Source organism: Roseovarius carneus (assembly GCF_020141465.1).
Taxonomy (GTDB): domain Bacteria; phylum Pseudomonadota; class Alphaproteobacteria; order Rhodobacterales; family Rhodobacteraceae; genus Roseovarius; species Roseovarius carneus.
In genome coordinates this window covers 162,631-188,325 of the sequence record NZ_JAHSPD010000001.1, presented here as the reverse complement: position 1 = coordinate 188,325, position 25,695 = coordinate 162,631, and the positions used below count along the sequence as shown (strand labels likewise).

At 62.3% G+C, this 25,695-nt stretch carries 24 protein-coding genes and 1 tRNA gene; 9 read left to right on the top strand and 16 right to left on the bottom strand.

Features of this window, described 5'->3' with window-relative positions:
- Window positions 1-7: 7 nt before the first annotated feature.
- Window positions 8-1,456, bottom strand: a complete 1,449-nt coding sequence (locus tag KUD11_RS00995; RefSeq protein WP_109387394.1) for a cobyric acid synthase — start codon at window positions 1,454-1,456, stop codon at window positions 8-10.
- Between the two features lie 150 nt (window positions 1,457-1,606).
- Window positions 1,607-1,930, bottom strand: a complete 324-nt coding sequence (locus tag KUD11_RS00990; protein WP_109387396.1) for a DUF6280 family protein — start codon at window positions 1,928-1,930, stop codon at window positions 1,607-1,609.
- A gap of 215 nt (window positions 1,931-2,145) precedes the next feature.
- Between KUD11_RS00990 and efp the strand changes: the two genes are divergently transcribed.
- Window positions 2,146-2,709, top strand: a complete 564-nt coding sequence (gene efp, locus KUD11_RS00985) for an elongation factor P (RefSeq protein WP_109387398.1) — start codon at window positions 2,146-2,148, stop codon at window positions 2,707-2,709.
- A 54-nt stretch (window positions 2,710-2,763) separates the two neighbouring features.
- On the opposite strand, the gene ygfZ is transcribed toward efp, so the two are convergent.
- Window positions 2,764-3,498: a CAF17-like 4Fe-4S cluster assembly/insertion protein YgfZ gene (gene ygfZ / locus KUD11_RS00980; RefSeq protein WP_109387400.1), complete on the bottom strand. Its 735-nt coding sequence runs from the start codon at window positions 3,496-3,498 to the stop codon at window positions 2,764-2,766.
- Window positions 3,499-3,567: 69 nt separating this feature from the next.
- On the opposite strand from ygfZ, the gene KUD11_RS00975 reads away from it, so the two are divergent.
- Window positions 3,568-4,239 carry a glycosyltransferase gene (locus tag KUD11_RS00975; protein WP_109387402.1) on the top strand — a complete coding sequence of 224 codons (672 nt, stop codon included), beginning with the start codon at window positions 3,568-3,570 and terminating at the stop codon, window positions 4,237-4,239.
- Between the two features lie 48 nt (window positions 4,240-4,287).
- A tRNA-Gly gene (locus KUD11_RS00970) sits at window positions 4,288-4,361 on the top strand.
- An 11-nt stretch (window positions 4,362-4,372) separates the two neighbouring features.
- Here KUD11_RS00970 and KUD11_RS00965 read toward each other — a convergent pair.
- The 5 genes from KUD11_RS00965 to KUD11_RS00945 form a co-directional block, all read right to left on the bottom strand.
- Window positions 4,373-5,683: an NAD(P)/FAD-dependent oxidoreductase gene (locus KUD11_RS00965; RefSeq protein WP_109388406.1), complete on the bottom strand. Its 1,311-nt coding sequence runs from the start codon at window positions 5,681-5,683 to the stop codon at window positions 4,373-4,375.
- Window positions 5,684-5,734: 51 nt separating this feature from the next.
- Window positions 5,735-6,295, bottom strand: a complete 561-nt coding sequence (locus KUD11_RS00960; protein WP_109387404.1) for a sarcosine oxidase subunit gamma — start codon at window positions 6,293-6,295, stop codon at window positions 5,735-5,737.
- Window positions 6,288-9,242: a sarcosine oxidase subunit alpha family protein gene (locus tag KUD11_RS00955; RefSeq protein ID WP_109387406.1), complete on the bottom strand. Its 2,955-nt coding sequence runs from the start codon at window positions 9,240-9,242 to the stop codon at window positions 6,288-6,290. Before KUD11_RS00955 ends, KUD11_RS00960 begins: the two co-directional genes overlap by 8 nt.
- Window positions 9,239-9,526, bottom strand: a complete 288-nt coding sequence (locus tag KUD11_RS00950) for a sarcosine oxidase subunit delta (RefSeq protein WP_109387408.1) — start codon at window positions 9,524-9,526, stop codon at window positions 9,239-9,241. The genes KUD11_RS00955 and KUD11_RS00950 overlap by 4 nt, the downstream gene beginning before the upstream one ends.
- A gap of 82 nt (window positions 9,527-9,608) precedes the next feature.
- The gene (locus KUD11_RS00945; RefSeq protein ID WP_109387410.1) at window positions 9,609-10,859 is read right to left on the bottom strand and encodes a sarcosine oxidase subunit beta family protein; all 1,251 of its coding nucleotides are present in this window, start codon (window positions 10,857-10,859) and stop codon (window positions 9,609-9,611) included.
- An 84-nt stretch (window positions 10,860-10,943) separates the two neighbouring features.
- On the opposite strand from KUD11_RS00945, the gene KUD11_RS00940 reads away from it, so the two are divergent.
- The 3 genes from KUD11_RS00940 (at window position 10,944) to KUD11_RS00930 (ending at window position 13,966) form a co-directional block, all read left to right on the top strand.
- Window positions 10,944-11,903, top strand: coding sequence for a GlxA family transcriptional regulator (locus KUD11_RS00940; protein ID WP_109387412.1), 960 nt, complete (start codon window positions 10,944-10,946; stop codon window positions 11,901-11,903).
- 59 nt (window positions 11,904-11,962) lie between these two features.
- Complete coding sequence (locus tag KUD11_RS00935) at window positions 11,963-12,790, top strand: carbon-nitrogen hydrolase family protein (protein WP_109387414.1); 828 nt, start codon at window positions 11,963-11,965, stop codon at window positions 12,788-12,790.
- 180 nt (window positions 12,791-12,970) lie between these two features.
- Window positions 12,971-13,966, top strand: a complete 996-nt coding sequence (locus tag KUD11_RS00930) for a type I glyceraldehyde-3-phosphate dehydrogenase (protein WP_109387416.1) — start codon at window positions 12,971-12,973, stop codon at window positions 13,964-13,966.
- Window positions 13,967-13,970: 4 nt separating this feature from the next.
- Here KUD11_RS00930 and KUD11_RS00925 read toward each other — a convergent pair whose 3' ends face one another.
- Window positions 13,971-14,654 (bottom strand): fused DSP-PTPase phosphatase/NAD kinase-like protein, encoded by a 684-nt coding sequence (locus tag KUD11_RS00925; protein ID WP_109388408.1) that lies wholly within the window; start codon window positions 14,652-14,654, stop codon window positions 13,971-13,973.
- A gap of 124 nt (window positions 14,655-14,778) precedes the next feature.
- Here KUD11_RS00925 and KUD11_RS00920 point away from each other — a divergent pair, with 124 nt between their 5' ends.
- Window positions 14,779-15,975 carry a pyridoxal-phosphate-dependent aminotransferase family protein gene (locus tag KUD11_RS00920; RefSeq protein ID WP_109388410.1) on the top strand — a complete coding sequence of 399 codons (1,197 nt, stop codon included), beginning with the start codon at window positions 14,779-14,781 and terminating at the stop codon, window positions 15,973-15,975.
- On the opposite strand, the gene KUD11_RS00915 is transcribed toward KUD11_RS00920, so the two are convergent.
- The 5 genes from KUD11_RS00915 to metF all read right to left on the bottom strand — a co-directional run bounded on the left by KUD11_RS00915 (window position 15,972) and on the right by metF (window position 22,616).
- Complete coding sequence (locus KUD11_RS00915; protein WP_181375330.1) at window positions 15,972-16,130, bottom strand: hypothetical protein; 159 nt, start codon at window positions 16,128-16,130, stop codon at window positions 15,972-15,974. The two genes, KUD11_RS00920 and KUD11_RS00915, sit on opposite strands and share 4 nt — an antisense overlap.
- Before the next feature lie 58 nt (window positions 16,131-16,188).
- Entirely contained in the window at window positions 16,189-17,298 is a 1,110-nt protein-coding gene (locus tag KUD11_RS00910) for a pyridoxal phosphate-dependent aminotransferase (protein ID WP_109387418.1), read from the bottom strand.
- A gap of 272 nt (window positions 17,299-17,570) precedes the next feature.
- On the bottom strand, window positions 17,571-20,675 hold the full coding sequence (locus KUD11_RS00905) for a valine--tRNA ligase (RefSeq protein WP_109388412.1): 3,105 nt from the start codon (window positions 20,673-20,675) through the stop codon (window positions 17,571-17,573).
- Window positions 20,676-20,768: 93 nt separating this feature from the next.
- The gene (locus KUD11_RS00900; RefSeq protein ID WP_109387420.1) at window positions 20,769-21,374 is read right to left on the bottom strand and encodes an HD domain-containing protein; all 606 of its coding nucleotides are present in this window, start codon (window positions 21,372-21,374) and stop codon (window positions 20,769-20,771) included.
- 375 nt (window positions 21,375-21,749) lie between these two features.
- A complete protein-coding gene (metF, locus tag KUD11_RS00895) occupies window positions 21,750-22,616 on the bottom strand; it encodes a methylenetetrahydrofolate reductase [NAD(P)H] (protein ID WP_109387422.1) in 867 nt (288 codons plus the stop codon).
- A gap of 98 nt (window positions 22,617-22,714) precedes the next feature.
- On the opposite strand from metF, the gene KUD11_RS00890 reads away from it, so the two are divergent.
- Complete coding sequence (locus tag KUD11_RS00890; protein WP_109387424.1) at window positions 22,715-23,632, top strand: LysR family transcriptional regulator; 918 nt, start codon at window positions 22,715-22,717, stop codon at window positions 23,630-23,632.
- Window positions 23,633-23,740: 108 nt separating this feature from the next.
- A complete protein-coding gene (locus tag KUD11_RS00885) occupies window positions 23,741-24,529 on the top strand; it encodes an inositol monophosphatase family protein (protein WP_109387426.1) in 789 nt (262 codons plus the stop codon).
- 50 nt (window positions 24,530-24,579) lie between these two features.
- On the opposite strand, the gene KUD11_RS00880 is transcribed toward KUD11_RS00885, so the two are convergent.
- A complete protein-coding gene (locus KUD11_RS00880; RefSeq protein WP_109387428.1) occupies window positions 24,580-24,936 on the bottom strand; it encodes a GFA family protein in 357 nt (118 codons plus the stop codon).
- Window positions 24,933-25,676, bottom strand: coding sequence for a rhomboid family intramembrane serine protease (locus KUD11_RS00875; protein ID WP_109387430.1), 744 nt, complete (start codon window positions 25,674-25,676; stop codon window positions 24,933-24,935). Before KUD11_RS00875 ends, KUD11_RS00880 begins: the two co-directional genes overlap by 4 nt.
- Window positions 25,677-25,695: the final 19 nt, after the last annotated feature.

Genomic DNA, 25,695 nt, shown 5'->3' with positions numbered 1-25,695 from the left:
GGGTGCCTCAAACCTCGCTTGCCAGCGCCAAGAGTTGATCCACATCCATATGCGTTTCCAGATGCGCGGCAAGTGCGTCCAGCGTATTCTCAACACTGTCGTCAAACCGCATTTCCGACACGGTGCCCAGATCCGCCAGATAGGCCGCGCGAAACGCATCTGACGCAAAAAGCCCGTGCAGATAGCAACCGCGCACGCGCCCATCCCCGGACGCGGCCCCTTCGGGCCGTCCGTCCACCTCAAGCCATGCGCGCGCGCAATCTGGGCCATGCGTCTCGCCCAAATGTATCTCATACCCCTCAACAGCCGCACCGCTGGCCACATGCCGCGCCGAGGTGAGCGCCAGCCGTTTTTCGGGGCGCATCACCGTGGTCACATCCAAAAGCCCGAGGCCCGGAACACTGCCCGGCGCGCCCTCGATGCCCTCGGGGTCTGCAATCTCGCGGCCAAGCATCTGGTATCCGCCGCAAATGCCCAAAACATGCCCACCGCGCCGCAGATGTGCTGCAAGGTCAATGTCCCAGCCGTTGGCGCGGAAGGCGGCAAGGTCCGCGATGGTGGATTTGCTGCCTGGAATGAGCACGAGATTTGCATCCCCTGGCAGAGGCTGCCCCGGCGCGATAATTTCGACGCTCACCCCCGGTTCAGCACTCAATGGGTCCAGATCATCGAAATTTGCGATCCGCCCAAGGCGCGGCACCGCCACTTTGCACGCGCCGCCGTGCTTGGAGGCGATGTCCATCACATCCTCCGCCGGAAGGCGCCACGCATCGGCAAACCATGGGACCACCCCCAAGGAGGGCCAGCCCGTCCGCTCGGCAATCGCACGGAGCCCGTCATCAAAAAGAGAGGGATCGCCGCGAAACTTGTTGATCGCAAAGGCCCGGATCAGCGCCGCATCCGAGTGAGGCAGCACCGCCTGCGTGCCCACGATCTGTGCGATCACGCCACCCCGGTCGATATCGCCGACCAGAACCACGGGCACGCCTGCGGCCTCGGCAAAGCCCATATTGGCGATGTCGCCCGCGCGCAGATTGATCTCGGCGGGGCTGCCCGCACCTTCGACGATGATCAGGTCGGCCGTGGTGCTGAGCCTGCGGAAACTCTCCAGAACGGCGCTCAAGAGCTGTGGTTTGGCTTTGGCATAGTCGCGCGCGCGCAGGGTGGCAAAGCGTTGGCCCTGTACGATCACTTGCGCGCCTGTTTCGCTCTCGGGTTTGAGCAGGACAGGGTTCATATCCGTGTGCGCTGCGCGCCCTGACGCGCGGGCCTGAAGCGCTTGGGCGCGGCCAATCTCGCCGCCATCTTGCGTGACGGCTGCGTTGTTGGACATGTTTTGTGGCTTAAAGGGCGCGACGCTCAGGCCCCGGAGGGTGCAGGCCCGTGCCAGACCCGCCACAAGCATGGATTTCCCGACATTCGAGCCTGCACCCTGTATCATGATTGCTCGTGTCACTGCGCGCCCTCTGCTGCTTGATGTGAAGGGTGATACGCATTGTCTTGGCGTGAGGGAAGTCATGACGCGGCCCACTTGCGTGCGGACTGGCCTCAAACGCGAAAGGCCCCGCCGTTCAGGCAGGGCCTTCGCTTGATCTTTTGCGCAATGTCAGGCGGCTTCGGCCTGCGCAGCGGCGGCACTGCGGCGCTCACTTTCTTCGCGCGACAAAGCGACAGAAGTACGCACGCCTTTGGATACGAAATCCATAAGGCCGGTCACAACGCGCTCATTGGGGTCGATCCCGGCACAAGACAGCACTTCGCGTCCATCCCGCGAGCGCGCCCAGCGGGCGATCTGGTCGGGGCCGTTGCCATATTTCTTATCGTCGGAAATGGCATCGTCCAGTGCAGCCAGTACGACAGCTGCGAAAAGTTTGCGTGCGCGATTGCCTTGCTCGTTATTGAAGGCGGCACCGTCAACGAAATCCTTCATGACTCGTCCTTGTTTATTGCTCTTGTGTTTTCGGCTTGGAGCTTGGTATGCCCGGTTTCCTTCGATTCGGATAGAGCAGATAAGCATATCTCTCATGCGCTTTGTGCATAGCTCCGTGATGTCCGATACGATATTTGGTCATCTTGCTCCCCAGCGCATCACAATATATAGGGTTGTCACTGTTTATTTCAACCTTTTGTCAAGGTTTTGCCACAATGCCCAAAATCAACGGTAACGAAATCCGGCCCGGTAACGTGTTGGAACATAACGGAGGTTTGTGGTCGGCTGTGAAAGTCGATCACGTGAAACCCGGTAAGGGCGGCGCCTTTGCCCAAGTCGAGATGCGCAATCTGCGCAATGGATCAAAATTGAACGAACGTTTTCGCAGTGCCGATAAGGTGGAGCGGGTGCGACTTGAACAAAAAGATCAGCAGTTTTTATATGAAACTGACGGCATGTTGGTGTTCATGGATGCGGAAACTTACGAGCAGATCGAGCTTCCCGCCGAGATTCTGGGTGACCGGCGGCCGTTTTTGCAAGACGGGATGACGATCGCGATCGAGTTTCATGAGGCCGAGGCGCTGAACGCGACCTTGCCGCAGAAGGTCACCTGCACCGTGGTGGAGACAGAGCCAGTGGTGAAGGGGCAGACGGCGGCCAACAGCTTCAAGCCAGCAATCCTCGATAACGGGATCAAGGTGATGGTGCCGCCCTTCGTGGGGCAGGATGAGGCAATCATCGTGAACACCGAGACGATGGAATATTCCGAGCGCGCGTGATCCGAGCGGTTCGGACGTAGTGTAAGGGGCGGCCTCGGCGGCCCCTTTTTCGTGTCAGCCGGGCGGCGTCCACGTCACCTGCGCGTCCCCGGCCTGCATCGGACCAGTGGCGCGGTCAAAGCGCAGATATGCGATGGCGCGATCACCGGATTGGGTGTGCAGCGTGCCTGCCACCTTGCCATTCGCGGTGATCTCAGTGCCCGCCGGGGCCGTGCCGGTGATCTCGACCGTGGTGAGGCCTTTGCGCAGCTCGGTCTTGTGCTTCATCCGCGCGGTCACCTCTTGCCCCACATAACAGCCTTTGCGGAAATCCACGCCGTGCAGCCGCTCGAACGCAGCCTCAAGGATGAACGTGTCTGGCCCAAGCTCCACACCGCTTTCGGGGATGCAGTGTGCGACGCGGATCGCGTCCCAATCGGTGCCGTCATCGCCCGCCTCCGGACCATAAAGCCGCCAGCCCATATCCGCATGGCGCGGATCCACAAGCGCGCCGTCCGGGGCCGGCCCGGTGCCACGCATGAGCGACAGGGGGCTTTCAGTGATCTGCACATCGGCGCGCAGCCGGTACATGTTGAGGCGCGGGATCAATGTGTGGGCGAGATCCGCATCCACATCGAGAAGAAGCGCATCACCATGCCGGGCGAGGAAGAAATCGGCCAGATATTTCCCCTGCGGTGTCAGCATGGCGGTATAGACAAGGCCCGTATCGAGCCCGGCTATATCATTGGTGATCAGCCCCTGAAGGAAGCTTGTCGCGTCGGATCCGGTGATGTGGTGCAGGCTGCGCATGGGGACCTTCTGGATTGCTGGTGCTGAGGGTAATATAGGGGTTTGGCAGGGCGGTAACAGGGGTAGATCATGCGCGCGGAACTCTCAGTCGTTATTCCCACGCTCGACGCGGCGGCGGCGCTGCCCCGGACCCTTGGCGCGTTGATGGAAGGGCTTGAGGCGGGGTTGGTGCGGGAGCTGATCATCTCGGACGGCGGGTCGGGGGATGCGACCCGCGCCATGGCTGAGGAGGTCGGTGCGATTTGGACCTCTGGTGCGCCCTCGCGCGGGGGGCAGTTGCGCCGGGGCGTGGACGCGTCTGCGGGTGCGTGGGTCCTCGTTCTACACGCCGATACGGTCCTGCCCGAGGGGTGGAGCGGCGTTGTGGAGCGTCAAATATCGCGCGGGCGGCCTGGGTATTTTCTCCTGGGGTTTGATGCGGAGGGGCTCGCGCCCAAGGTGGTGGCGGGATGGGCCAATCTGCGCAGCCGGGTGTTCGGGCTGCCTTATGGCGATCAGGGGCTTTTGATCTCGCGCGCGGAGTATAATGCGGTGGGCGGTTACGTTGATGCCCCGCTGATGGAGGATGTGGCCATGGCGCGCGCGCTGGGGGCTAGGTTGGAGGCGATGCCCCTCAGGGTGCGCACCAGTGCTGCACGCTACATACAGGACGGATGGATGCGCCGCGGGGGCCGTAACCTGTTGCTTTTGATGCGCTATCTTTGCGGGGCGGACCCTGAACGACTGCGCGCGCGGTATTGAGCGCGGTCTTGACGTGCCTGAGGCGATGACATAATTGGAAACTGCCCAGCGGGCGTTGTGTAATGGTAAGACCTCAGCCTTCCAAGCTGATGATGCGGGTTCGATTCCCGCCGCCCGCTCCAGACCTTCTCCATCACCGCGATTTCCGGTTTTCCCAGCCATCGACCACATGGCGGTACCAAAGGTTTGCCGCTTGCAAGAAATGCGGGCGGGTGCCGGGGTGCATCCAGTGGCGCCTCAGCGGTGTCATGGAATAGGCCGTCGCGCCCTCCGGATCGCCCAGAGCCTGAAGTGCGGCCTTGGCCCCAAGATAGGGTGCCATCACGGTGCCCGAGCCGGAATATCCTAGCGCGTAATGCAGGCCCTGATCCGCGCCCACATGGGGCATATGGGTAAAGCTATAGCCGGTGTTGCCTGACCATGCGTGGCTGAGCTTTGTGCCCGCAAGCTCGGGCCAGACCTCGCACATCGTCTCCATTTGGCGCGCGGCGGCGGCGTGGATATCGACATTGATCATCGCGGCGCGCCCGCCAAAAAGGATGCGTGTGCCATCGGGCGACAGGCGGAAATAGCTGTGCCGCGCGCGGGTCTCGACCATCATCCGCCTGCCGGGGGCGAGGTGGCCCAGAAGGTTGGCCGCCAGAGGCTCGGTCGCGATGATATAGCTCGGCAGGGCAAAGACCCGGCGTGCGGCCCATGCAAAGGGTTTTTGCGTGTAGCCGCCGGTGGCGAGGAGCACCTTCCCCGCCCGGATGATGCCCTTGGGCGTGTGTGCGGTGAAGCCTGTGCCGGAACGCTCCAGCGCGGTGACCTCCGCATGACCTGTGATGCTGGCCCCTGCCTTTTTCGCGGCCTGCAACAGACCTTGGTGGAATTTCGCGGGCTGGATTGCGGCGTGATCTTCAAAAAGAAGCCCGCCAAAATAGCGCTCCGTCGTGATCTCCTGGGCGAGGCCGTCGCGCTCCACCAGCCTTAACTGCACGGGGGTTTTCTCAGATACCTCATTCGCGAGGCTGCGTTGCGCGTCGAAATGGCTCTGGGTCCATGCAAGCTGGATGCGGCCCGTGCGCTGAAAATCGCAGTCAATGCCGAGCCGCTCAATCAGGTCTTCAACCATGTGGCGTGCGGGCTCTGCCTCCGCAAAAAGCGCGTCGGCCACGTCCGCACCAAACGCGGTGCGCAGCTTGTCCCAGCTGAGCCGTGGATGCGCGCCGAACATGCCGCCGTTGCGGGTGGAAGCGCCTTTGCCCGGATCGCCTGCATCCACGACCGCCACAGAGGCGCCGCGCTCGGCCGCAGCGATCGCACCCGAAAGGCCCGTGTAGCCCGCGCCGATGATCAGAAGATCGACCTGTGCGGGCAGCGGATCATCGGGCGTGGCAAGATCAAGCCCTTCCCACCAATAGGGCGTGCCGGGGCGGGCGTCGTCAGTAAACAGGGCCATGCGAGCATCCTTTTGCGCGGAGCGTGACATGGGGGCTGCGTGCGGGCAAGCCTAGCTGATATTGTCCATCGAAAGCTCCACCGCATGGGCGAAGCTTTTGGCCGAAGAACTGGCCGACAAAAGCAGATAGGTGTCCGCTTCGCTACGCACCACAATGGAGCCCATATGCTCCATGATCGTGCGGGCAAGAGCGCCCACGGGGAAGGTGTCCGGGTGCAGATCGACCATGCAGATCCGCTCCAGAACATCGCGGGCGCGTGGCCCGCTGAGCTGCAAGATGCACCATGCATCGGTCTGATCGGTCGTGTAGGCGGCCCCTTTGAGCTTGGCCGCGATTTTTGGCTCCGCTTCGGGTGTGGCACAGTCAAAAATCACGAAGGCCTGATCAACGCCCATCCGCAGCAGATGATGGCCCTTGGCCTCGGCGGCTTTGCCGATATCTGGCAGAGCGCCAAACGCGGTCTTGATCGCTTTCTCGGCCTTGTCTTCGGCACCCAGAGGCAGGGCGAGCGAGACGATGGCCAGCCCCTCGGGGGCAGTGAGGGTCGCGCCGTCGATGCTGTGATGCGTTCCGGCCAGCGGCGGGGCGGCGGTGAGGGTGAAATCAGGCACGCAAACGCTCTCCTTCGGGGTCGATGAAATGGGCCGATACGATCTCGACCTCCATCTCGGTCTTGTGCAGGGGACTGACCGCGCGGACGATCTCGCCCATCCGCGTGTCGCCCGATTTGATGAAGCCAAGGGCGATGGAATACCCCAGGCTGGGCGAATAGGCGACAGAGGTGAGCCAGCCCTGATCGTTCTCCATCACCGCCTCGGCCCCGGTGTTGAGCAGATGTGCGCCCGCAATCAAGGGCTTGGCGCGATCAACAGGGCGAAAGCCCACAAGCTTTACATCGTCTTCGCGGTTCATGTCAGGGCGCTGCGACAGGGTGTTGCCGATGCAATCTTTGGCCTTGCTGACCATGCGGCCCATGCCAAGATTATGCGCCGTGGTGCGCCCATCAAGCTCATTGCCCGCCGCGTGGCCCTTCTCAATCCGCATCACGCCGAGCGCCTCTGTGCCGTAGGGCGTCGCGCCAAACTCGGCGCCCGCTTGCATCAACACCCGCATCATATCGTTGCCATAGCGTGCGGGGACAGCCACCTCATAGGCAAGCTCGCCTGAGAACGAGATCCGGAAGAGCCGCGCAGGGGTGCCGCCGCACACGCTGACCTCTCCGCAGGCCATGAACGGAAAGCCCTCGTTGCTGAGGTCGTGTTTGTCGTCCACCACTTTTTGCAGCAGCTTGCGCGCGTTGGGCCCTGCTACGGCGAATTGCGCCCATGCGTCGGTGGTGGAGATAAGGTGCACATCCATGTCCGGGAAGAGACATTGGCGCACGAATTCCAACCGGCGGAACACCAAAACCGCATTGGCGGTGGTGGTGGTCATCACATAATGATGCTCGCCCATCCGCGCGGTGGTCCCGTCATCATAGCAGATGCCATCCTCGCGCAGCATGATGCCATAGCGGACTTTGCCCACGGCCAGTTTGGCAAAGCCGTTGGCATAGACCACGTTGAGGAATGCCGCCGCATCGCGACCCTGCACGTCGATCTTGCCGAGCGTGGTCACGTCGCAGATGCCGACACTGCTACGCGTGGCCAGAACCTCGCGGTCGACGCTGTCTCGCCAGCCCGCCTCACCGGCGCGCGCAAACCATTGCGCGCGCAGCCAGTTGCCGACTTCTACAAACGTCGCGCCATTTGCCACGGCCCAGTCATGGCTGGGCGTGAGGCGCGTGGGGCGGAACGCCTTGCCCCGCGCGCGGCCGCCCAATGCGCCGATGGGCACGGGCGTGTAGGGTGGACGGAAGATGGTTGTGCCAGTCTCGGGGATGGATTTTCCGGTGCATTCGGCCATGATCGCAAGGGCGGGGATATTGGCCGTCTTGCCCTGATCTGTGGCCATGCCGAGGGTGGTATAACGCTTCATATGCTCGACCGAGCGGAAGCCCTCGGCATAGGATTGCTTGATGTCCTTCACGGTCACATCGTTTTGCAGATCGAGCCAGGCGCGTTTCTTGCCACTTGGGATATGCCAGACGGGTGCTCCCTCGTGCGGCTCATCCTCGGCGGTGGCGGCCTTTGCTTTGGAGGGTTTGATCCCGAGTGCGCTCAGCTGAGCGTGGGCTACGCTCTGGCCCTCGGCCAGTGCGGCGCCCAGCGTGAGCGCGCCGTTTGCGGCCCCCGCGACGGCCATGCCCGCAGGCAGGTTCGCGCCGGGCACAAACGCATTGAGATCCTCGCGCCAATCGGGGCGGCCCCGCTGGTGACAGGTGAGGTGCACATTGGGGTTCCATCCACCGGACACGGCCAGCGCGTCGCACGGAATGGTGCGGCCATCGGTGAGCAGAATGGATTTGAGTCCCTTACGTCCCACAGTATCCGCGATGCCTTTGCCGGTGATGACTTTGAGGCCGGGAATATCCATCGGCGCCGCACCGTCGCGCGTGTCGATGAGGGCAGGCACGTTCACGCCCTTGGCCATGAGATCGGCGGCGGTACGCCACCCATCGTCGTTATTTGTCAGCACCGCCACGCTTTGCCCCGGTGCGGTGCCATAGCGGTTGGCGTAAGCGCGCACGGCCCCGGCCAGCATCACACCCGGTCGGTCGTTATTGCCGAACGCGATGGGCCGCTCAGTCGCCCCTGCGGCCAGAACGGCGCGTTTGGAATAGATGCGCCAGAGGATCTGGCGCGGCTTGCCATTCGCATTGGCCAAGTGATCGGTGCAGCGCTCCAGCGCGCCATATGTGCCGTGGTCATAAGCACCATAAATAGTGGTGCGCGTCATCAGGCGGACATTGTCCATCGACGCAAGCTCGGCAATCGCCTGAGCGGCCCAGTCGCGCCCTGTCATGCCGTCTACTTCAAGCGTTTCGGCGTTGAGCCGCCCGCCGGGGGCGAAATCCTCATCCGCGAGGATCACCCGCGCGCCTGCACGCCCGGCGGCCAATGCGGCACTCAGACCCGAGGGGCCCGCGCCGATGACCAGAAGATCGCAGTGCTGGTAGCCCTTGTCGTAGGTGTCGGGGTCTTCTTTCATCGACAGCCGCCCGAGGCCCGCAGAGGCGCGGATGATCGGCTCGTAAAGCTTTTCCCAGAAGGCTTTGGGCCACATGAATGTCTTGTAATAAAAGCCCGCGCTGAGGAAGGGCGAGAGCAAGTCCGTCGCCGCCATGAAATCATATTCAAGCGAGCCGCGATGGTTCTGGCTGGTCGCGGTCAACCCATCAAAAAGCTCGGCCACGGTGGCGCGGGTGTTGGGTTCCTGAAATGCGCCGCTGCGCAATTGCACGAGGGCGTTCGGCTCCTCCGGTCCGGCGGTGAAGATGCCGCGCGGGCGGTGGTATTTGAACGAGCGCCCCACGAGGACTTGACCATTCGCCAGAAGGGCTGAGGCCAGTGTGTCGCCGGGATGCCCCTGCATCGACGTGCCGTTGAAGGTGAATTTCAGCGTGCGGGTCGTGTCGATCATCCCGCCCGAGATGCGATTGACTTGCGATCTGCTCATGCGCCGCGCCCCCGGCTGCGGGCCACGTCGCGGGCCATTTCAACATCTGTAATCTCATGGGTCAGCGTGTCGCGCGTCACCACCAGCCACGACCGATCCCCTTGCTCGTGATACCAAAGCTCCTGCATCTTCCCGGCGACATTGTCGCGGATATAGCCATACTCATGGAATGCTTCGGCCGCATCCTCGGCGGTGGGGTCGGGCCGGTCGATCAGAGTGGCGTCGCCCAAATAGATGAACTCCGCCGCGTCGCGCGGGCCAAGAAGGGGGTGGTTGATGATCATAGAGATGTCTCCACGCGGGCGGCGCGTTTGTGAGTGCGCGTCTGGATGTGAGTATTTTTGCTAAGAAGAAGCATAAGAGACCTCAATGCAGGTTGGGCTGATTGCCCTGCCCTTTTTCGTCGATCATGTGGCCGCGGCGGAACCTGTCCAGCCGCATCTCGGTGGCGACGGGGTGGGGGGCGCCTGTGGCCAGCAGATGCGCGTAGCACCAGCCCGAGCCGGGCGTCGCCTTGAAGCCGCCATAGCACCAGCCGCCGTTGAAATAGAGGCCGCCGATATGGGTGCGGTCGATGAAGGGCGATCCGTCCATCGACATATCCATGATGCCACCCCATGAGCGCAGCAGCCGCGCGCGCCCGATCATCGGCATGATGGCCATGCCGCCCTCCGCCACGTCCTCGACCACAGGCAGGTTGCCGCGCTGGGCGTAAGAATTATAGCCGTCGATATCGCCACCAAAAACCAGCCCGCCCTTGTCGGACTGACTGACATAAAAATGGCCTGCGCCGAAGGTGATGACGCCTGGGATGACGGGTTTGAGCCCTTCGGTGACGAAGGCCTGAAGCACGTGGCTTTCGATAGGCAGGCGCATGCCCGCCTGTGCGGCGACCCTACCGGAGGAGCCAGCGACGCACATCGCGACTTTGCGCGCGCGAATGGCGCCGCGCGTGGTCTCAACGCCCTGGCAGACGCCGTCTTGGATGTCGAAGCCCGTGACCTCGCAATTCTGGATGATGTCCACGCCCCGGTTGTCGGCCCCGCGGGCAAAGCCCCAAGCCACCGCATCATGGCGCACGGTGCCGCCGCGCCGCTGAAAAAGGCCCCCTTTGATGGGAAAGCGCGCGTTGTCATAATCGAGGAACGGCAGCTCCTCGCGCAGTTGCTTGGCATCTGCGTATTCGGCATCGGCCCCGGCCAGAAACATCGCATTGCCGCGCCGCACGAAGGCATCGCGCTGGGCGTCAGTATGCACAAGATTGAGGATGGAACGTTGCGAAATCATGGCGTTGTAGTTGAAATCCTGCTCCAATCCTTCCCAGAGCTTCAGCGACAGCTCATAAAACGGCTCATTTCCAGGCAGTAGGTAGTTGGAGCGAATAATGGTGGTATTGCGACCCACATTGCCGCCGCCGATCCAGCCTTTTTCCAGCACGGCCACATTAGTGATCCCATGCTCCTTGGCGAGGTAATAGGCCGTGGCCAGACCATGCCCGCCACCCCCGATGATGATCACATCATATTCGGGCTTTGGCTCTGGTTCGCGCCACACGGGTTTCCAGCCTTTGTTGCCGGTCAGGCCTTCTTTGAGGATGCGAAGGGCAGAGTAGCGCATGGAGTATTCCCTTGTAACGATGCGCCTACTGTGGCGGGAGTCGCGCAGATAGACTTTTCTAAAAAAGTCACATAGGTGTCTGAAATGGACATCAAGCCCCTTAAGCCCTATATGCCCCAAAGGATCGGCATCCTGCCGCTCAGCGATTTTGCGGTGATGTCCTATGCCTCGACGGCGGAGCCCTTGCGCGCTGCTAATCTTCTCGCGGGTGCGCCGCTCTATGAGGTGATCAACATAAGCGTAGACGGTGCTGCGGTGCCAAGCTCGGGCGCGGCTGAGGTGCGGTCAGATGTGCGGGTTGGCGATGCTCTGCGGTTGGATGCGCTTTTCGTTGTGGCCGGCGGCGACATGACCGCCCCCTTGGAGGGACGTCTGCGCACATGGCTGGTGCGGATGGCCCGCGCAGGTGTGCAGATGGGCGGCGTGTCCGGCGGGCCGGTGATCCTCGCGCGTGCAGGGCTGATGCAGGACCGGCGGATGACGGTGCATTGGGAATACCTGCCCGCATTGGCGGAGCTTTCGCCGGAGTTGAAAATCGAACGCTCGCTTTACGTGATCGACCGCGACCGGATGACCTGCGCCGGGGGCACCGCGCCGCTTGACATGATGCACGCTCTGATCGCGCGTGATCATGGGACGGAGTTTGCTCGCAAGGTCGCAGACTGGTTCATGCATACCAACATTCGCCCCCCAATAGGTCCGCAGCGCGCGGGCCTTGTGGAGCGGATCGGGGCGCATAACGCCGCTGTTCTGGACGCGGTTGAGGCAATGGAGAGCCATATATCCGACCCGCTCACCCTGCCACAACTCGCAGTGATTGCGGGTGTGTCCCCGCGACAGCTTGCCCGGCTTTTCAATCAGCAGCTTGGGACACCCGTGATGCGCTATTATCGCGGCCTGAGGCTGGAGCGTGCGCAATCGCTCTTGCGCAATTCGCCCCTGCCGCTCACCCAGATCGCGCTGGCCACGGGCTTTGCCAATTCGGCTCATTTCTCGAGGCTCTACGCGGCGCAATTTGGCCAACCGCCCTCTGCATATCGCTGAGCCCTTTTGTGCGCCGCCCCTCTGCGCTAGGCTCAGGGTGCAAAAGAAGGAGCTGCCACATGACCCGCACGCTGCCCGTCGCTGCCCTGCAAACCCGCCCGATGCCCAGCTTTGAGGCTGCATGGGAGGAGGCGCGCCCGCTGTCGGAGGACGCCGTGCGGAGCGGCGCTCAAATGCTCTTCTTGCCAGAATATTGCGGCGGGCTGCGCACCAAAGGTGCCGCAGTGGACCCGCCCTGCGCGCCCGAGGCCACACATCCGTTTTTAAACAACGCAAAGGCCTTTGCGGCAGAGCATAAGGTCTGGCTAAATCTCGGCTCCATCGCGGTGGATGGCCCGGATGGCCGTATCGCAAACCGGGGCTATATGCTCTCGCCCGATGGCGAAATCACCGGCCATTACGACAAGATCCATCTGTTCGACATTCAGCTTTCGGAGGATGAGATCTACCGCGAAAGTGACACCGTCAGCCCCGGCGCCTGCGCCACAATCCACGATACAGGGCACGCAAAAATCGGCCATACGATCTGTTATGACCTGCGCTTCCCGCACCTCTTTCGCCGCCTTGCCCAAAGCGGCGCCGAGATCCTCTGCTGCCCCGCTGCGTTCACCGCCAAAACAGGTGCGGCCCACTGGCATGTTCTCACCCGTGCCCGCGCGATCGAGACGACACGCTTCATTATCTCCGCCGGGCTGACCGGCCCTATTCCGGGCGGTGGTGAGGCCTACGGCCACTCACTCATCGTCGATCCATGGGGCACGGTGCTCGGCGATGGCGGGGCGGGTCCCGGATGCGTCATGGCCATGATTGATCTGGATCTCATTGCCCGGACCGAGGCGCGCATCCCCAGCCTCGTCAATGAGGTGGATTTCGCGCCGCCTGCCTGATCGAATCCGTGCTTTCTTCTTAGCCTAAATACTCCCGCCGGAGGCATCGCCGGGGCGCGGGAAAGACTGCCCCATCCCCGCAAAAGCCGGAAATTTCATTGTGACCCTCACAATTGAACGCTGGCCTTTGGCCGGGGCGCTGGGCTAGCCATATGCGATGACACCCAAGGAGGTCGCGCCATGTCCCATCCCCCTGTTCGCATCGCCATCAATGGGTTTGGCCGGATTGGCCGGGCGATCCTGCGCATTTTGCTGGAGGGGCGCGAGGGGGTCGAGCTTGTTCTGATCAACGATATCGAGCCGCTGGAGACCTGTGCCTATCTCTTTGAATATGACAGTATCTATGGTCCGTGGCGGGGCAAGGTGGAGACCGCGCCGGATATGCTCATCGCGGGCGGGCGGCGCATTCCGTTTCACGCTGAGGCAGACCTGCGTGCACTGGATCTGAGCGGGGTGGATCTGGTCCTCGAATGCACGGGCATGGCCGGAGTGCGGGCAATGGCCGAGCGCGGGCGTGAGGCGGGAGCAGGGGCCGTGCTGGTTTCCGGCCCGGCGGCAGAGGCGGATGTGACGGTCGTTCTGGGGGCCAATGAAGATGATCTGCGCGATCAACGGATCATCTCCAACGCGTCTTGCACCACGAATGCTCTGGCCCCTTTGGCGCGGCTTTTGGATGATGCCTACGGCGTGGTTTCGGGGCAGATGACGACCATCCATTGCTACACAGGCTCGCAACCCACGGTGGACAAACCCCGCGGCAATCTTGAGCGCAGCCGGGCCGCTGCCCTCTCGATGGTACCCACCACCACCAGCGCGCGGCACCAGACGGGCCTTGTGCTGCCGCGTCTCAAGGGCCGGATCGAGGCGCGCGCGGTGCGCGTGCCCACGGCGAGCGTATCGTGCATCGACCTCACCGTGCAGCTTGGTCGCCGTGTCACAGTGGAGGAGGTCAATGCGCTGGTCGCGGGGGCCGCGATACCGGGGGGCATATTCGGCTATACCGAAAAGCCCCTCGTCTCGGCCGATCTGCGCGGGCGCAGCGAATCGATCATTCTGTGCGGGCGGGAAACATCCGTCTCGGTGGGCGGGCTGCTCCGGGTCTTTGGCTGGTATGACAATGAATGGGGGTTTTCCGCGCGGATGCTGGATATGGCAGAGCGGATCGGGCGACGCTGAGCGCTCAGAAGCGCGGTTTGAAGTTTTCCTCAAACGCGGTCTGTACGGCCATATTGTCGTATTCTGTCATTACCCAATCCTCAAACCCGATGCCTGTCTCGGCCTGGCGCGCCTCATAAAGGTCAAGAATATAGCCCAGCACGCCGGTCTTTGATTGCCGGATATGCATGTATTTGAGCGACAGCATCCGCCGCGCCTCGTCCACGCTGCGGCCTTCCATCACCATCAGGTAAATCGCCGAGGCAAACCCCGCCCGGTCTGCGCCGGATTTGCAATGCATGACGAAGGGGCGCTCAATCTCGCGGAAGGCCTTGAGCAGGGCCGCAATATCGCTGCGAGGGGCCGCAAACCGCGCATGAAGCGTCACGTTCACAAGGCGCAGGCCAAGCTTTGCACAGCTTTCCTCCTCCACCAGATAATGCGCCGCCCCGCCCGCACCGCGCAGGTTCAAAACCGTGCGGAACCCGGCGGCCTTGAGCCGCTCAAACCGCGCATGGGTCGGCTGATTGGAGCGCCAGACGCCCTCGGCAACAGGATAGTGATTGGTCCAGAATTTACGCAGCACCGCATGGTCGAACCACATGTTGTAGATCTTGGCGCGGCGGCGGTTTTCGGGTGTGCTCAGATCGGTGTTGTAGGACTGGCGCAGATCGCGTTCCCATGCCACCAAACGTTTGAAAATGCTCATTCTGCGCTCCGACCCTGCCAAGCGCACCACATATGCGCGGGGCGCGGGCATGGCAAGGCGGGAGGCGCTTGACGCCGCGCTGCTTGGGCGTAATGTCGTCCTCTCACCACCCAAGGATGCCGTCATGACGCTTGCCCACGGAACCCCCTATCTGGCCATTCCCGGCCCTTCGGTTATGCCCGATGCGGTGCTGCGCGCGATGCACCGCGCCTCGCCCAATATCTATGCGGGCGAGCTGATTGAGCTGACCGAAGGCCTTATCCCCGATCTGCGCCGCGTGGCACGCACGCAGCATCATGTGGCGATCTATATCGCCAACGGGCATGGCGCGTGGGAGGCGGCGTTTGCCAATACCGTGGGCCACGGCGACGGGGTTCTGGCGCTTGCCACCGGGCGGTTCGGCCATGGTTGGGCCGAGATGGCGGAGCGGCTGGGCGCGGAAGTCTCGATGCTCGATTTCGGCAAGGCAGCCCCCGTGGATGCGGCCCGTGTCGAGGCGGCTCTGCGCGCGGATAAAGCCCATAAAATCAAAGCGGTGCTTGCCACTCATGTGGATACTTCAAGCTCCGTGCTCAGCGATATCGCGAGCATTCGTGCGGCCATTGATGCCGCAGGGCACCCGGCGCTCTTGATGGTGGATTGCATCGCCTCGCTGGGCTGCGACGTGTTCGAGATGGACGCATGGGGCGTCGATGTGACGGTCGCGGGCAGCCAGAAGGGGCTGATGGTGCCAGCCGGTCTCGGCTTTGTGTTTTTCTCTGAAAAAGCCGCCGCGCGCCGCCGCGAGATGCGCATTGTCAGCCCCTATTGGGACTGGACCCTCCGGGCCGCGCCGGACGTGTTTTACCAGTATTTCTGCGGCACGGCCCCCACGCATCACCTCTACGGCCTGCGCGCCGCCCTCGACATGATCCACGCCGAAGGGATTGAGGCCGTCTGGGCCCGCCACGCGCGTCTGGCCCGCGCCATATGGGCCGCGTGCGAGGCGTGGTCCGAGGGGGGAGCATTGCGCCTCAACCTCGCCAACCCGGCCCATCGCAGCCACGCGGTCACCTCTCTTGGCCTGCTCGCGCCCAAGGCGAGCGATCTGCGCGCATGGTTGGAGGCCAATACGGGCGTCACGCTGGGCATCGGCCTTGGCATGGCCGATCCGGCCGATCCCGCATGGCACGGGTTTTTCCGCATAGGGCATATGGGTCATGTGAACGCTCATATGGTGCTGGGGATGCTTGGCGCGGTCGAGGCGGGGCTTGGCGCGCTTGATATTCCGCATGGCACTGGCGGGTTGAGTGCGGCGGCGCGTGTAGTGGCGGGGGCTTAGTCCCTCGGGATGCGGCTGATCAGCTTGTCGAGGATAAAGGCGGCCCCCAAGACAGCCCAAAAGCCAAAGAGCGCCCAAAGCGCGGTGAAAACCCACACCAGATTGACCAGCCCCATGATCAGGGCGGCATTGGTGAAATCCGGTGCAGATGACATGTTACCGCGTCGCATGACGACAAGGATACCGCAGCCCAAGTAAAAGTCAGGTAAAAATTTAGGGAGCTGCGCCGCGTGCCACGGCCAAGGCGCGGGGCAGGGCCGCCTCAAACAGCGCCATCTCCGCCGGGGTCCCACAGCCGACGCGGATACACCTGTCTTGCGGTGCCACAAACGGCATCCGCACGAAGAGGCCCTGTGCCACCAGATCGGCGAGCACTCGGCGTGCAAATTCCCCGTCCGCGCCGCAATCAACTGTCACGAAATTCGTGGCCGACGGCAGCGCATGCAGCCCGCAACGCGCGGCGATCCGCGCAATCTCGGCCCGCGCGGCGGCCACATCCGCAATCACCTGCTCCAACCACGGCTGATCCTCCAAAGCGGCCAGAGCCCCGGCTTGCGCCGCCCGGTTCATCCCAAAATGGTTGCGGATCTTGTCAAAGCTCTGGATCAGCGCCGCCGCTCCAACCGCATATCCAACCCGCGCCCCGGCCATGCCATAGGCCTTGGAAAAGGTGCGCATGCGGATCACACGGGGGTCCTGCGCGGCGATAACGGGCACCGCCTCTGCGGGCGCAAACTCCACATAGGCCTCGTCCAGCAGCAGCAAACACCCCTCGGGCATGTCCCCGATCGCGGCCTCGATCGCACGCCCGCTCGACCAGCTTCCCATCGGGTTGTCCGGGTTGGCGAAGTAGATGAGCTTCGCATCTACTTCCCGCGCCTTGGCAATCAAGGCGGGCAGATCCTCGGCATCCTCTCGGTAAGCCACCTTGTGCAGCACCCCGCCATAGCCCGCCACATGGTAGTTGAACGTGGGATACGCCCCGTCCGAGGTGACCGCCCCATCCCCCGGCGCCACCAACAACCGCACGAGGTAGCCCAAAAGCCCGTCAATCCCTTCGCCCACAACGATATTTGAGGGCTCCACACCCATCCGCCGGGCCAAGGCCACGCGCAAATCATGGCTTGTAGGATCGCCGTATTTCCAGATATCCGTCGCCGCCATCGCGGCCTTTGCACGGGGGGAGGGGCCAAACACATTCTCATTCGCCCCGATGCGCGCCGCAAAGGTCGCACCGCGCGTGCGCTCTTGCTGCTCAGGGCCGACAAAAGGCACGGTGGCAGGCAGGGTTTGCACCAGCGGGGTATAGCGGGGTCCAGTCATGCGCGCGAGCTAACCAGAGCGCTGTGCCTCGCGCAAGCGCTTGCAGGTTTGGCGCTTGCGCGATGACTTGTGAACGGCTCAAAAAAGCAGTGTCACCATGCCGCCGCATCCCTCGCGGCCAGCACCGCCCGTGCTGATGCTGCGCTACGACAAAGCGCGGGGCAGGATGCGCGCAGTCAACCGCCTGCTCCCCCGAGGCTCACGATAATACGCGCCTCGCCCTTCTTCTTAGCACAAATACTCCCGCCGGAGGCGTCCCGCGCCCGGCGGGTCTAACCCAACTCCGCCAATCGCGTCACCGCCTCGCGCAGCTTGGCCTCTTCTTCTTCGCGAAGGGCGAGGTTCTCGCGGGCTTCGGCCACGACCTCATCCGGCGCTGAGGCCACGAATTTGGGGTTGTTGAGCCGCCCGCGCAGCCCACCGAGCTCCTTCTCAAGCTTGCCGAGCGTTTTCTCCAGCCGCGCCTTTTCCTCATCAATATCAATGATATCCGCCAGAGGCAGGCCAAAGCTGCCGCCCTCCACCGCCACAGTGGCACAGCCTTTGGGGAAACGCTCGACGCGCTCAAGGCTCTCGACCCGCGTCAGCCGCTTGATCATCGCCTCGTTGCGGTCCCATGCGGCGCGGCCCGCCGCGTCCAGATCCGTCACCACCATCGGGATTTTCAGCCCAGCCGGCACATGCATCTGCGCGCGCGCGGAGCGGACGGCGTCAATGAGCGCGATCACCCAGTTGATCTCCCGGTCGGCATCGGCGTCCACCAGGTCCGCGCCATAGTCGGGCCAATCGCTGACCGCGAGCATCGCATCGCGCGATCCCAGCGTGCCCCAAAGCTCTTCGGTGATGAAGGGCATCATGGGGTGCAGCAGCATCAGGCACTGATCAATCACCCACGACATCGTTTCTTGCGTCTCGCGCTTCACATCCTCCGCACCATCGAGCAGGAGAGGCTTGGAAAACTCCACATACCAATCGCAGACTTTGCCCCAGACAAAGACATAAAGCGCTGAGGCGGCATCGTTGAAACGGTAGGCCTCAAGGGCCTCGTCCACGGCCATCCGCACCTTGGCCGTCTCGCCGATGATCCACTTGTTCAGCGCCGCCTCGGGCGCGGGAATGCCCGTTGAAGGCAGGCCAGCGGCCCCGTTCATCTCCGCAAAGCGCGCCGCATTCCAGAGCTTCGTGCCGAAATTGCGATAGCCCGCGATCCGCTGCATATCCAGCTTCAGCACCCCGCCGAGCGAGGCCATGGCGGCATTGGTAAAGCGCAGCGCATCCGCGCCGTATTCGTCAATGATCTCCAATGGGTCGACCACATTGCCGGTCGATTTGGACATCTTCTTGCCCTTGGCGTCGCGCACAAGGCCGTGCAGGTAGACCGTATCAAACGGCACCTTATCCACCACAGCCAGCTGCATCATCATCATCCGCGCAACCCAGAAAAACAGGATGTCCTGCCCGGTGACCAGTGTGGAGGTCGGGAAGTATTTTTGCAGCGCGTGGTTTTGGGCGTCCTGCTCAGCGTCCCCGGTCCATCCCAGCGTGCCGATCGGCCAGAGGCCCGAGGAGAACCATGTGTCGAGAACGTCGGGGTCGCGGGACAGAGAAACCTTTTCCAGTTTCATATGATTGGTTGACCCTACGCTGAAAGCCGTTGGGTTAGCTTTTTTCTGATTACCTTCGGCGGCTGCAAGATTGTCAAATTTGCTCAATTCCACAGCCACATCTTGACCATAATAGTCTTGGGCCATTGCTACAGCCTTAGTTTGGCAATCAGCGCAGAAATATTTTGGAGGATTGTAAGTTAGGTGGTAGCCAACACTGCCTTCTTGAACAACCGTTGGCCCATACCAAACTGGTATCTGGTGCCCCCACCACAGCTGGCGTGAAATGCACCATGGCTCGATATTCTCAAGCCAGTGGAAATACACTTTGCGATCGCTTTCGGGCATGATCCGCACCTCACCCGAGCGGACGGCCTCCAGCGCGGGCTCCACGATCTGATCGGTATCCACGAACCACTGATCGGTCAGCATCGGCTCTATTACAACCTTCGAGCGGTCCCCAAAGGGCTGCATGATCGGCTTGCTCTCGACCAGCGGTAGGGTGGGGTTCAACCCCACCTTACCCTCGTCATCAGCAGCCTCCCATTCCGGGTTCGGCACCATCACGGCCAGCCCCTCGGCGGTGATATCGGCCACGACGCGCGCGCGTGCCTCGAACCGGTCCAGCCCGCGATATTCTTCTGGCACAAGGTTCATCGCGGCAATCATCGCCTCGTCAAACTCCTGCGCGCCATTTGCGATGGCTTGGGCCACGGCGGCTTCCTCGGCGTAGGGCTTGCCGTCACTACGCATCGCGCCGCGCGTGTCCATGAGGTTATACATCGGGATGCCGCCGCGTTTGGCGACTTGGTAGTCGTTGAAATCATGCGCCCCGGTGATCTTCACTGCGCCCGAGCCGAAATCAGGGTCGGGATACTCATCGGTGATGATTGGGATCAGGCGGCGGTGCTCCTTGGGGCCTACCGGAATCTCGCAAAGCATGCCCACGATGGAGGCATAGCGCGCATCATCCGGGTGTACGGCCACCGCGCCATCGCCCAGCATCGTCTCGGGCCTTGTGGTGGCGATGGAGATATAATCGCGCGTCTCGCGCAGGGTGACGTTACCGTCCTCGTCGGTCTCGACATACTCATATGTGGCCCCGCCCGCGAGGGGGTATTTAAAGTGCCACATATGGCCCGCCACCTCGATATTTTCGACCTCCAGATCGGAGATTGCCGTCTCGAAATGCGGGTCCCAGTTGACCAGCCGCTTGCCGCGATAGATCAGGCCCTTGTTATACATATCCACAAAGACGCGGATCACCGCATCGTGGAAATTGGCTGAGTTTTCATGCCCCGTGCGCGTGTCGCCCGCAGCGCCCGCCATAGTGAACGCCGTGCGCGACCAATCACAGGACGCGCCAAGGCGCTTCAATTGCTCCACAATCGTGCCGCCCGATTGCTCTTTCCATTCCCAGACTTTCTCCAGAAACTTCTCGCGGCCCAGCTCGGCGCGGCCCTTTTGTCCGGTCTCAGCCAGCATCCGCTCCACCACCATCTGTGTGGCGATGCCTGCATGGTCCGTGCCGGGCTGCCAGAGCGTGTCGAAGCCCTGCATCCGTTTCCAGCGGATCAGGATATCCTGAAGCGTGTTGTTGAACGCATGGCCCATGTGCAAAACACCCGTTACATTGGGCGGCGGGATCATGATCGAAAACGCGGGCGCCCCCGGCTTGGCATGGGCGCCTGCGGTGAAGCAGCCGGCCTTTTCCCAAGCGTCATAAAGGCGGGCCTCGGCGCCGTGCGCATCGAATGTCTTGTCCAGTCCCATCGGGCGATCTCCGCTTGCTTGCATGCTTGGGCACGGGATTACCCAATGCGCGGGCCGAGGGGAAGTGCGTGGGGCGTTATTTCGCGTGCGGTCTTAGCTGCGGGACGTGCCCGTCAAAGGCTCGCGCGCACCAGTTCGGATCACGGCCGGGTCATAGGGCTTGCGCGCGAAGACCTCCTCCACCATGGGCGCAAAGAATTCCAGAGGCAGGGTGTCATAGGCCGGATCAAAGCTCGCCTGATCCCAGCGCTCGCAAAAGGCCGCGCAATCGTCAAAATAGGGGCTGCCTTTGTGTTTGCTGCGCTTTTCGGGGTCGGCGCCGACATGATGGGCATAGTAGACCATTTGAAAGTCGCCATGGGTCTGCACGCACCATGTGCATTGCTCGCGCACGAATGGCTTGAGGATCGAGGCCGCATATTCATCGTGATTGTAGGGTGCATAAATATCGCCGATATCGTGCAGGAGGGCCGCCACGACCCAATCCGTATCGGCCCTGTCGCGCCATGCGCGGGTGGCCGATTGCAGGCTGTGGCCCAGCCGTGTCACCTGGTAGCCCGAGAGGCCCTTGTTGAGATCGACCATTGCCGTCAGCAGCCTGTGGGCTGTGCCTTTGGTGTATTCGGTCTCATGCTCGGTCAGGAAGTCGTAATCTTCCTTGGTGCCGTCTTTCATCTTGGTAAAGCTGACGCGGTCCATTTGGGGCACTCCTTTAGCCGGTGGTGTACATAGAGACGGATTTTTCGGCCCCTTGCGCAAGGGCTTTGGCCTGATCTTTGCGGATTTGTTGATAAAGCGCCAGAGATTGGGCCGCGTGCATAGCCGCAAAGAGCCCTCAAGCGGGCGCGTGCATGATGCTGGATTTGGTCGCGCCGGAGGTGAGCAGCCATCATAGGGCAGGGGACCTACGTGGTGCACTCTCTGGGGGCGGTCTTGTGATCCTATCTCACATCGGCTCTTGCATCGCGGGGGGGGCGGGGGCCAGCCCCCAACGTTGAAAACCCATCAGGGTTTTCAACGCCTCCCCCGGGATATTTTTGGCAAGAAGATGATCGGGAAGATTTTGCTGGCGGGTCAGGCGACGTGGCGCAAGGCGGCTTTGGGGGTGAGGCCGAGGGCGTGGCAGATGTCGCGGGTAAGCTCGGGGCGGTTGAGCGTGTAGAAGTGCAGCGCGTCCACGCCTTCGTCCAGCAGGGTGCTGCAAAGCTCGGTGCCTTGGGCCACGGCCAGCAGGTCCGAGCGGCCGTCGCGGGCGGCCTTGGTAAAGGCGTCGTCGAGCAGGGCGGGCACATGGGTGCCGCAGCTCAGCGCGAATTTGCGCGCGGCGGTCCAGTTCTCGATTGGCAGGATGCCGGGGATGATGGGTGCGGTGATGCCTGCGGCCGCGCAGCGATCACGAAAGCGCAGGAAAGTGTCGGCCTCGAAGAAGAATTGCGTGATCGCCTCAGAAGCTCCTGCGTCGATCTTGCGCTTGAGCCAGTCAATATCGGCCATGTTGCTGGCTGCTTCGGGGTGGGTCTCGGGGTAGGCACCGACGCGGATCGTGAAATTGCCGGTTTCTGCAAGGGCTGAGATCAGCTCGCAGCTATTGGCGAAGCCTTCGGGATGCGGGGCGAACCCGGTTGAGCCTTTGGGCGGGTCGCCGCGCAGGGCGACAATCTCGCGCACGCCTTGTTTGGCGAAATCGGCGGCGATGGCGAGGGTCTCTTCGCGGCTGGCATCGACGCAGGTGAGGTGCGCGGCCACGGGAAGGCCCAGATGCTTGTTCAGCGTGCCGACCGCGTCGCGGGTCAGTTCGCGCGTGGTGCCGCCCGCGCCATATGTGACGGAGACGAAGCGTGGCGCGAGGGGGGCCAGCGTTTGCACCGTGTCCCAGAGGCGGAACGACGCCTCAAGGGTCTTGGGCGGAAAGAACTCAAAGGAGACGGCGGGGGTGGTCATTGCTATGATCCTTGAAAGGGGGCTTGAGCCTTTGTCCACCCTGCGCTTAGATTAAGCAAATTCATAATATTCACGATCAACATGAGGCCACCTCATATATGCATATCGAGTTTCGCCATCTGCGCACGATCCGGGCCATTCATTATGCAGGCGGGCTGGCCAAGGCCGCGGACCTGCTGCACATCACGCAATCTGCGCTGAGTCATCAGATCAAGGGGTTGGAGGATCAGGCGGGGGTCGAGCTTTTTGTGCGCCGCTCGAAGCCGATGACGCTCTCGGCGGCGGGACACCGGCTTTTGCGTGTGGCCGAGCGGGTTTTGCCGGAGATCGAGGCGCTGGAGGCGGAGTTCGAGGGCGTACGCGAAGGTAGCAGCGGGCGGATGCATATCGCGATTGAGTGTCATGCCTGCTTTGAGTGGCTTTTTCCGGTGCTGGAGGAGTTTCGCAAGCCCTGGGCCGAGGTGGATGTGGATATCCGCCCCGGTCTGGCCTTCGATGCGCTGCCTGCGCTGCAAAAGGAAGAGGTGGATCTTGTTGTGTCCTCTGATCCTGAGGACCTGCCGGGGATCAGCTTCAAGCCGCTTTTTGATTATGAGCCGGTGTGCCTTGTTGCGCGCAGCCATCCGCTTGCCTCCAAAACCCATGTGGTGGCCGAGGATTTTCGCGGTGAGACGCTCATTACCTATCCGGTGGACCGCTCCCGCCTTGATGTGTTCACTGAGCTTTTGACCCCCGCCAAGGTAGAGCCACGGAGCATTCGCAAAGTGGAGCTGACGGCGGTGATCTTGATGCTGGTGGGGGCCGGGCGGGGGATTGCCGTGCTGCCCGATTGGGTCGTGCGGGCGTTGCGGCGCAGCGACGATTACGTGGTGCTGAAAGTGACGGAAACGGGCCTGACAAAGCGGCTCTATGCGGCGATCCGCGAAGATGACGCGGCCAAGCCTTATATGGCGCATCTTTTGAAGCTGGCGCGGGAGATCCCTATGCGCCTCCAACGGGGGCTGCCGCCGCTTTGAACGCCCCATCTGACCGTCGCCCGTCCCCCTTGTGCGCGGCGCGGCCCCGGCGTATACGCGCCCCCTGTCTCGCAGGGCTCTGAGCGCCCACCAAAAGGAGTGCCCTCAATGGCCGTCAGCGCAAATATGAACGTGATGATGAAAGCCGCCCGCAAGGCAGGGCGCGCTCTGGCCAAGGATTTCCGCGAGGTGGAGAACCTTCAGGTGTCGATGAAAGGTGCGGGCGATTTCGTGAGCCGCGCCGATGTGAACGCCGAGCAGATCATTAAATCAGAGCTGATGAATGCACGCCCCACCTATGGCTGGCTGGCCGAGGAGGGGGGCGAGGAGCCGGGCAAGGACCCGACGCGCCGCTGGATCGTGGACCCGCTGGATGGCACGACGAATTATCTGCACGGGCTTGCCCATTGGTCGGTCTCCATAGCGCTTGAGCATAAGGGCGAGATCGTGGCGGGCGTGGTCTATGACGCCTCGCGGGACGAGCTTTTCTTTGCCGAAAAAGGCTCAGGTGCTTGGATGAACGAGAGCCGCCTTCGGGTGTCGTCGCGTGGGCATCTGATCGAATGTATCTTTGCGACCGGTCTGCCCTTTGGCGGGCGCACCGATCTGCCCCACACGCTTCAGGATCTGGCTCGGCTTTTGCCCGCCTGTGCTGGCGTGCGCCGTTTTGGCTCGGCAGCGCTTGATCTGGCCTATGTGGCGGCGGGGCGGTATGACGGGTTTTGGGAGCGGCGTCTCAATGCGTGGGACATGGCCGCAGGGCTGTTGATTGCGCGCGAGGCCGGTGCGATCGTGCAGCCGCTGAACCCTGCCGGGCATATCCTCACCGATGGTGAGGTCGTTTGCGCCAACGAGCCTATTTTTGATAAGTTTTCCAAGATAATCCGCAATACCTGAGACGTTGCGAACACATGGCGGGGGCTGACACCGGGTTTTAGGTGCCGTGCTTAGCTGTCGGACGGGTGGTTCACGCCATCGACCCAGCCGATCTCGCCCAGATCGCGGGGGCTTATCCCTTCCAAAATCCCAAGGTTCACCCCGTATTCATTGGGGTTGGAGCGGCGTTGATGATGGGTGTAAATCCCGCAGATTGAGCAGAAGTAATGCTGCGCTGTCCCGGTCCCCCATGTGTAGAGCGTGAGTTTGTCCGCGCCGCGTACAATGCGCAGCCCGTCCAATGGAGCCGTCACAGCCGCCGCGCCCCGCCGGGCGCAAAAGCTGCAATCGCAACGGCGCGCCGTGGCCAATCCGCCGGGCAATTCAACCTCAAGCTCCACTGCGCCGCAATGACAGGTTCCCTTCATCGCCGCCTCACTTTCGGTATACGCGAGCGCATGTATTCATAGGTGGCCTCCGGGTGCGGAGGATGGCCATCCGTCTGCGCCCAGAACCGCCGCCCGCCTTTGCGCAAAAACACCGGGATCGTCAGCAAAACGCCTGCGATGAACCCGCCCGCATGCGCCCAGTAAGCTACACCACCCTCGTCTGCGCTTGATCCAAAGCCGCCGATAAGCTGAAAGCCGAACCAAAGCGCCAGCATGATCCAGGCAGGCACCGGCAGGATTTTGAAAAACACCACGAAGATGATCAAGATATCGACCCGTGCCTTGGGGAACAGCAGAAGATAGCCGCCCATCACGCCTGCGATGGCCCCCGATGCGCCCACGGTGGGCACCACCGACATTGGCCCTGCCATCACATGGACAAGCCCTGCACCGATCCCTGAAGCGAGGTAGAAGCCGAGATAGGGCACAGATCCCATCTCATCCTCCATATTATCGCCGAATATCCATAAAAATAGCATGTTACCCGCAAGGTGCATCCAGCCCCCATGCAGGAACATCGAATACAAAAGCGTGTCATACGCGCCCTCCTGCGTCACCAGAACCGGAAAGAGCGCCCAGCTTCGGTAGAATTCAAAAAGCGCGCGTTCATTCGAGAAAAGCGGCCAGTAGCTGATGAATATACCGATATTCAACGCCATGAGCGCGTAAGTCACATAAGGGACACGCCCCGAAGGATTATGATCGCGGATGGGCAACATAGGGCCAAGGGTGGCCCCA

Coding starts and splice junctions, on each gene's coding strand:
- KUD11_RS00945 (WP_109387410.1), bottom strand. CDS start 10,859: ATGCGCTACTCTGCCCTTCGCATCCTCAAAGAAGGCCTGACCGGCAAC.
- KUD11_RS00930 (WP_109387416.1), top strand. CDS start 12,971: ATGTCCCATCCCCCTGTTCGCATCGCCATCAATGGGTTTGGCCGGATT.
- KUD11_RS00990 (WP_109387396.1), bottom strand. CDS start 1,930: ATGAAGGATTTCGTTGACGGTGCCGCCTTCAATAACGAGCAAGGCAAT.
- KUD11_RS00885 (WP_109387426.1), top strand. CDS start 23,741: ATGGCCGTCAGCGCAAATATGAACGTGATGATGAAAGCCGCCCGCAAG.
- KUD11_RS00940 (WP_109387412.1), top strand. CDS start 10,944: ATGGACATCAAGCCCCTTAAGCCCTATATGCCCCAAAGGATCGGCATC.
- KUD11_RS00905 (WP_109388412.1), bottom strand. CDS start 20,675: ATGGGACTGGACAAGACATTCGATGCGCACGGCGCCGAGGCCCGCCTT.
- KUD11_RS00880 (WP_109387428.1), bottom strand. CDS start 24,936: ATGAAGGGAACCTGTCATTGCGGCGCAGTGGAGCTTGAGGTTGAATTG.
- KUD11_RS00875 (WP_109387430.1), bottom strand. CDS start 25,676: ATGTTGCCCATCCGCGATCATAATCCTTCGGGGCGTGTCCCTTATGTG.
- KUD11_RS00950 (WP_109387408.1), bottom strand. CDS start 9,526: ATGATCATCAACCACCCCCTTCTTGGCCCGCGCGACGCGGCGGAGTTC.
- metF (WP_109387422.1), bottom strand. CDS start 22,616: ATGACCACCCCCGCCGTCTCCTTTGAGTTCTTTCCGCCCAAGACCCTT.
- KUD11_RS00900 (WP_109387420.1), bottom strand. CDS start 21,374: ATGGACCGCGTCAGCTTTACCAAGATGAAAGACGGCACCAAGGAAGAT.
- KUD11_RS00890 (WP_109387424.1), top strand. CDS start 22,715: ATGCATATCGAGTTTCGCCATCTGCGCACGATCCGGGCCATTCATTAT.
- KUD11_RS00920 (WP_109388410.1), top strand. CDS start 14,779: ATGACGCTTGCCCACGGAACCCCCTATCTGGCCATTCCCGGCCCTTCG.
- KUD11_RS00965 (WP_109388406.1), bottom strand. CDS start 5,683: ATGGCCCTGTTTACTGACGACGCCCGCCCCGGCACGCCCTATTGGTGG.
- KUD11_RS00955 (WP_109387406.1), bottom strand. CDS start 9,242: ATGAGCAGATCGCAAGTCAATCGCATCTCGGGCGGGATGATCGACACG.
- efp (WP_109387398.1), top strand. CDS start 2,146: ATGCCCAAAATCAACGGTAACGAAATCCGGCCCGGTAACGTGTTGGAA.
- KUD11_RS00975 (WP_109387402.1), top strand. CDS start 3,568: ATGCGCGCGGAACTCTCAGTCGTTATTCCCACGCTCGACGCGGCGGCG.
- KUD11_RS00925 (WP_109388408.1), bottom strand. CDS start 14,654: ATGAGCATTTTCAAACGTTTGGTGGCATGGGAACGCGATCTGCGCCAG.
- KUD11_RS00915 (WP_181375330.1), bottom strand. CDS start 16,130: ATGTCATCTGCACCGGATTTCACCAATGCCGCCCTGATCATGGGGCTG.
- KUD11_RS00910 (WP_109387418.1), bottom strand. CDS start 17,298: ATGACTGGACCCCGCTATACCCCGCTGGTGCAAACCCTGCCTGCCACC.
- ygfZ (WP_109387400.1), bottom strand. CDS start 3,498: ATGCGCAGCCTGCACCACATCACCGGATCCGACGCGACAAGCTTCCTT.
- KUD11_RS00935 (WP_109387414.1), top strand. CDS start 11,963: ATGACCCGCACGCTGCCCGTCGCTGCCCTGCAAACCCGCCCGATGCCC.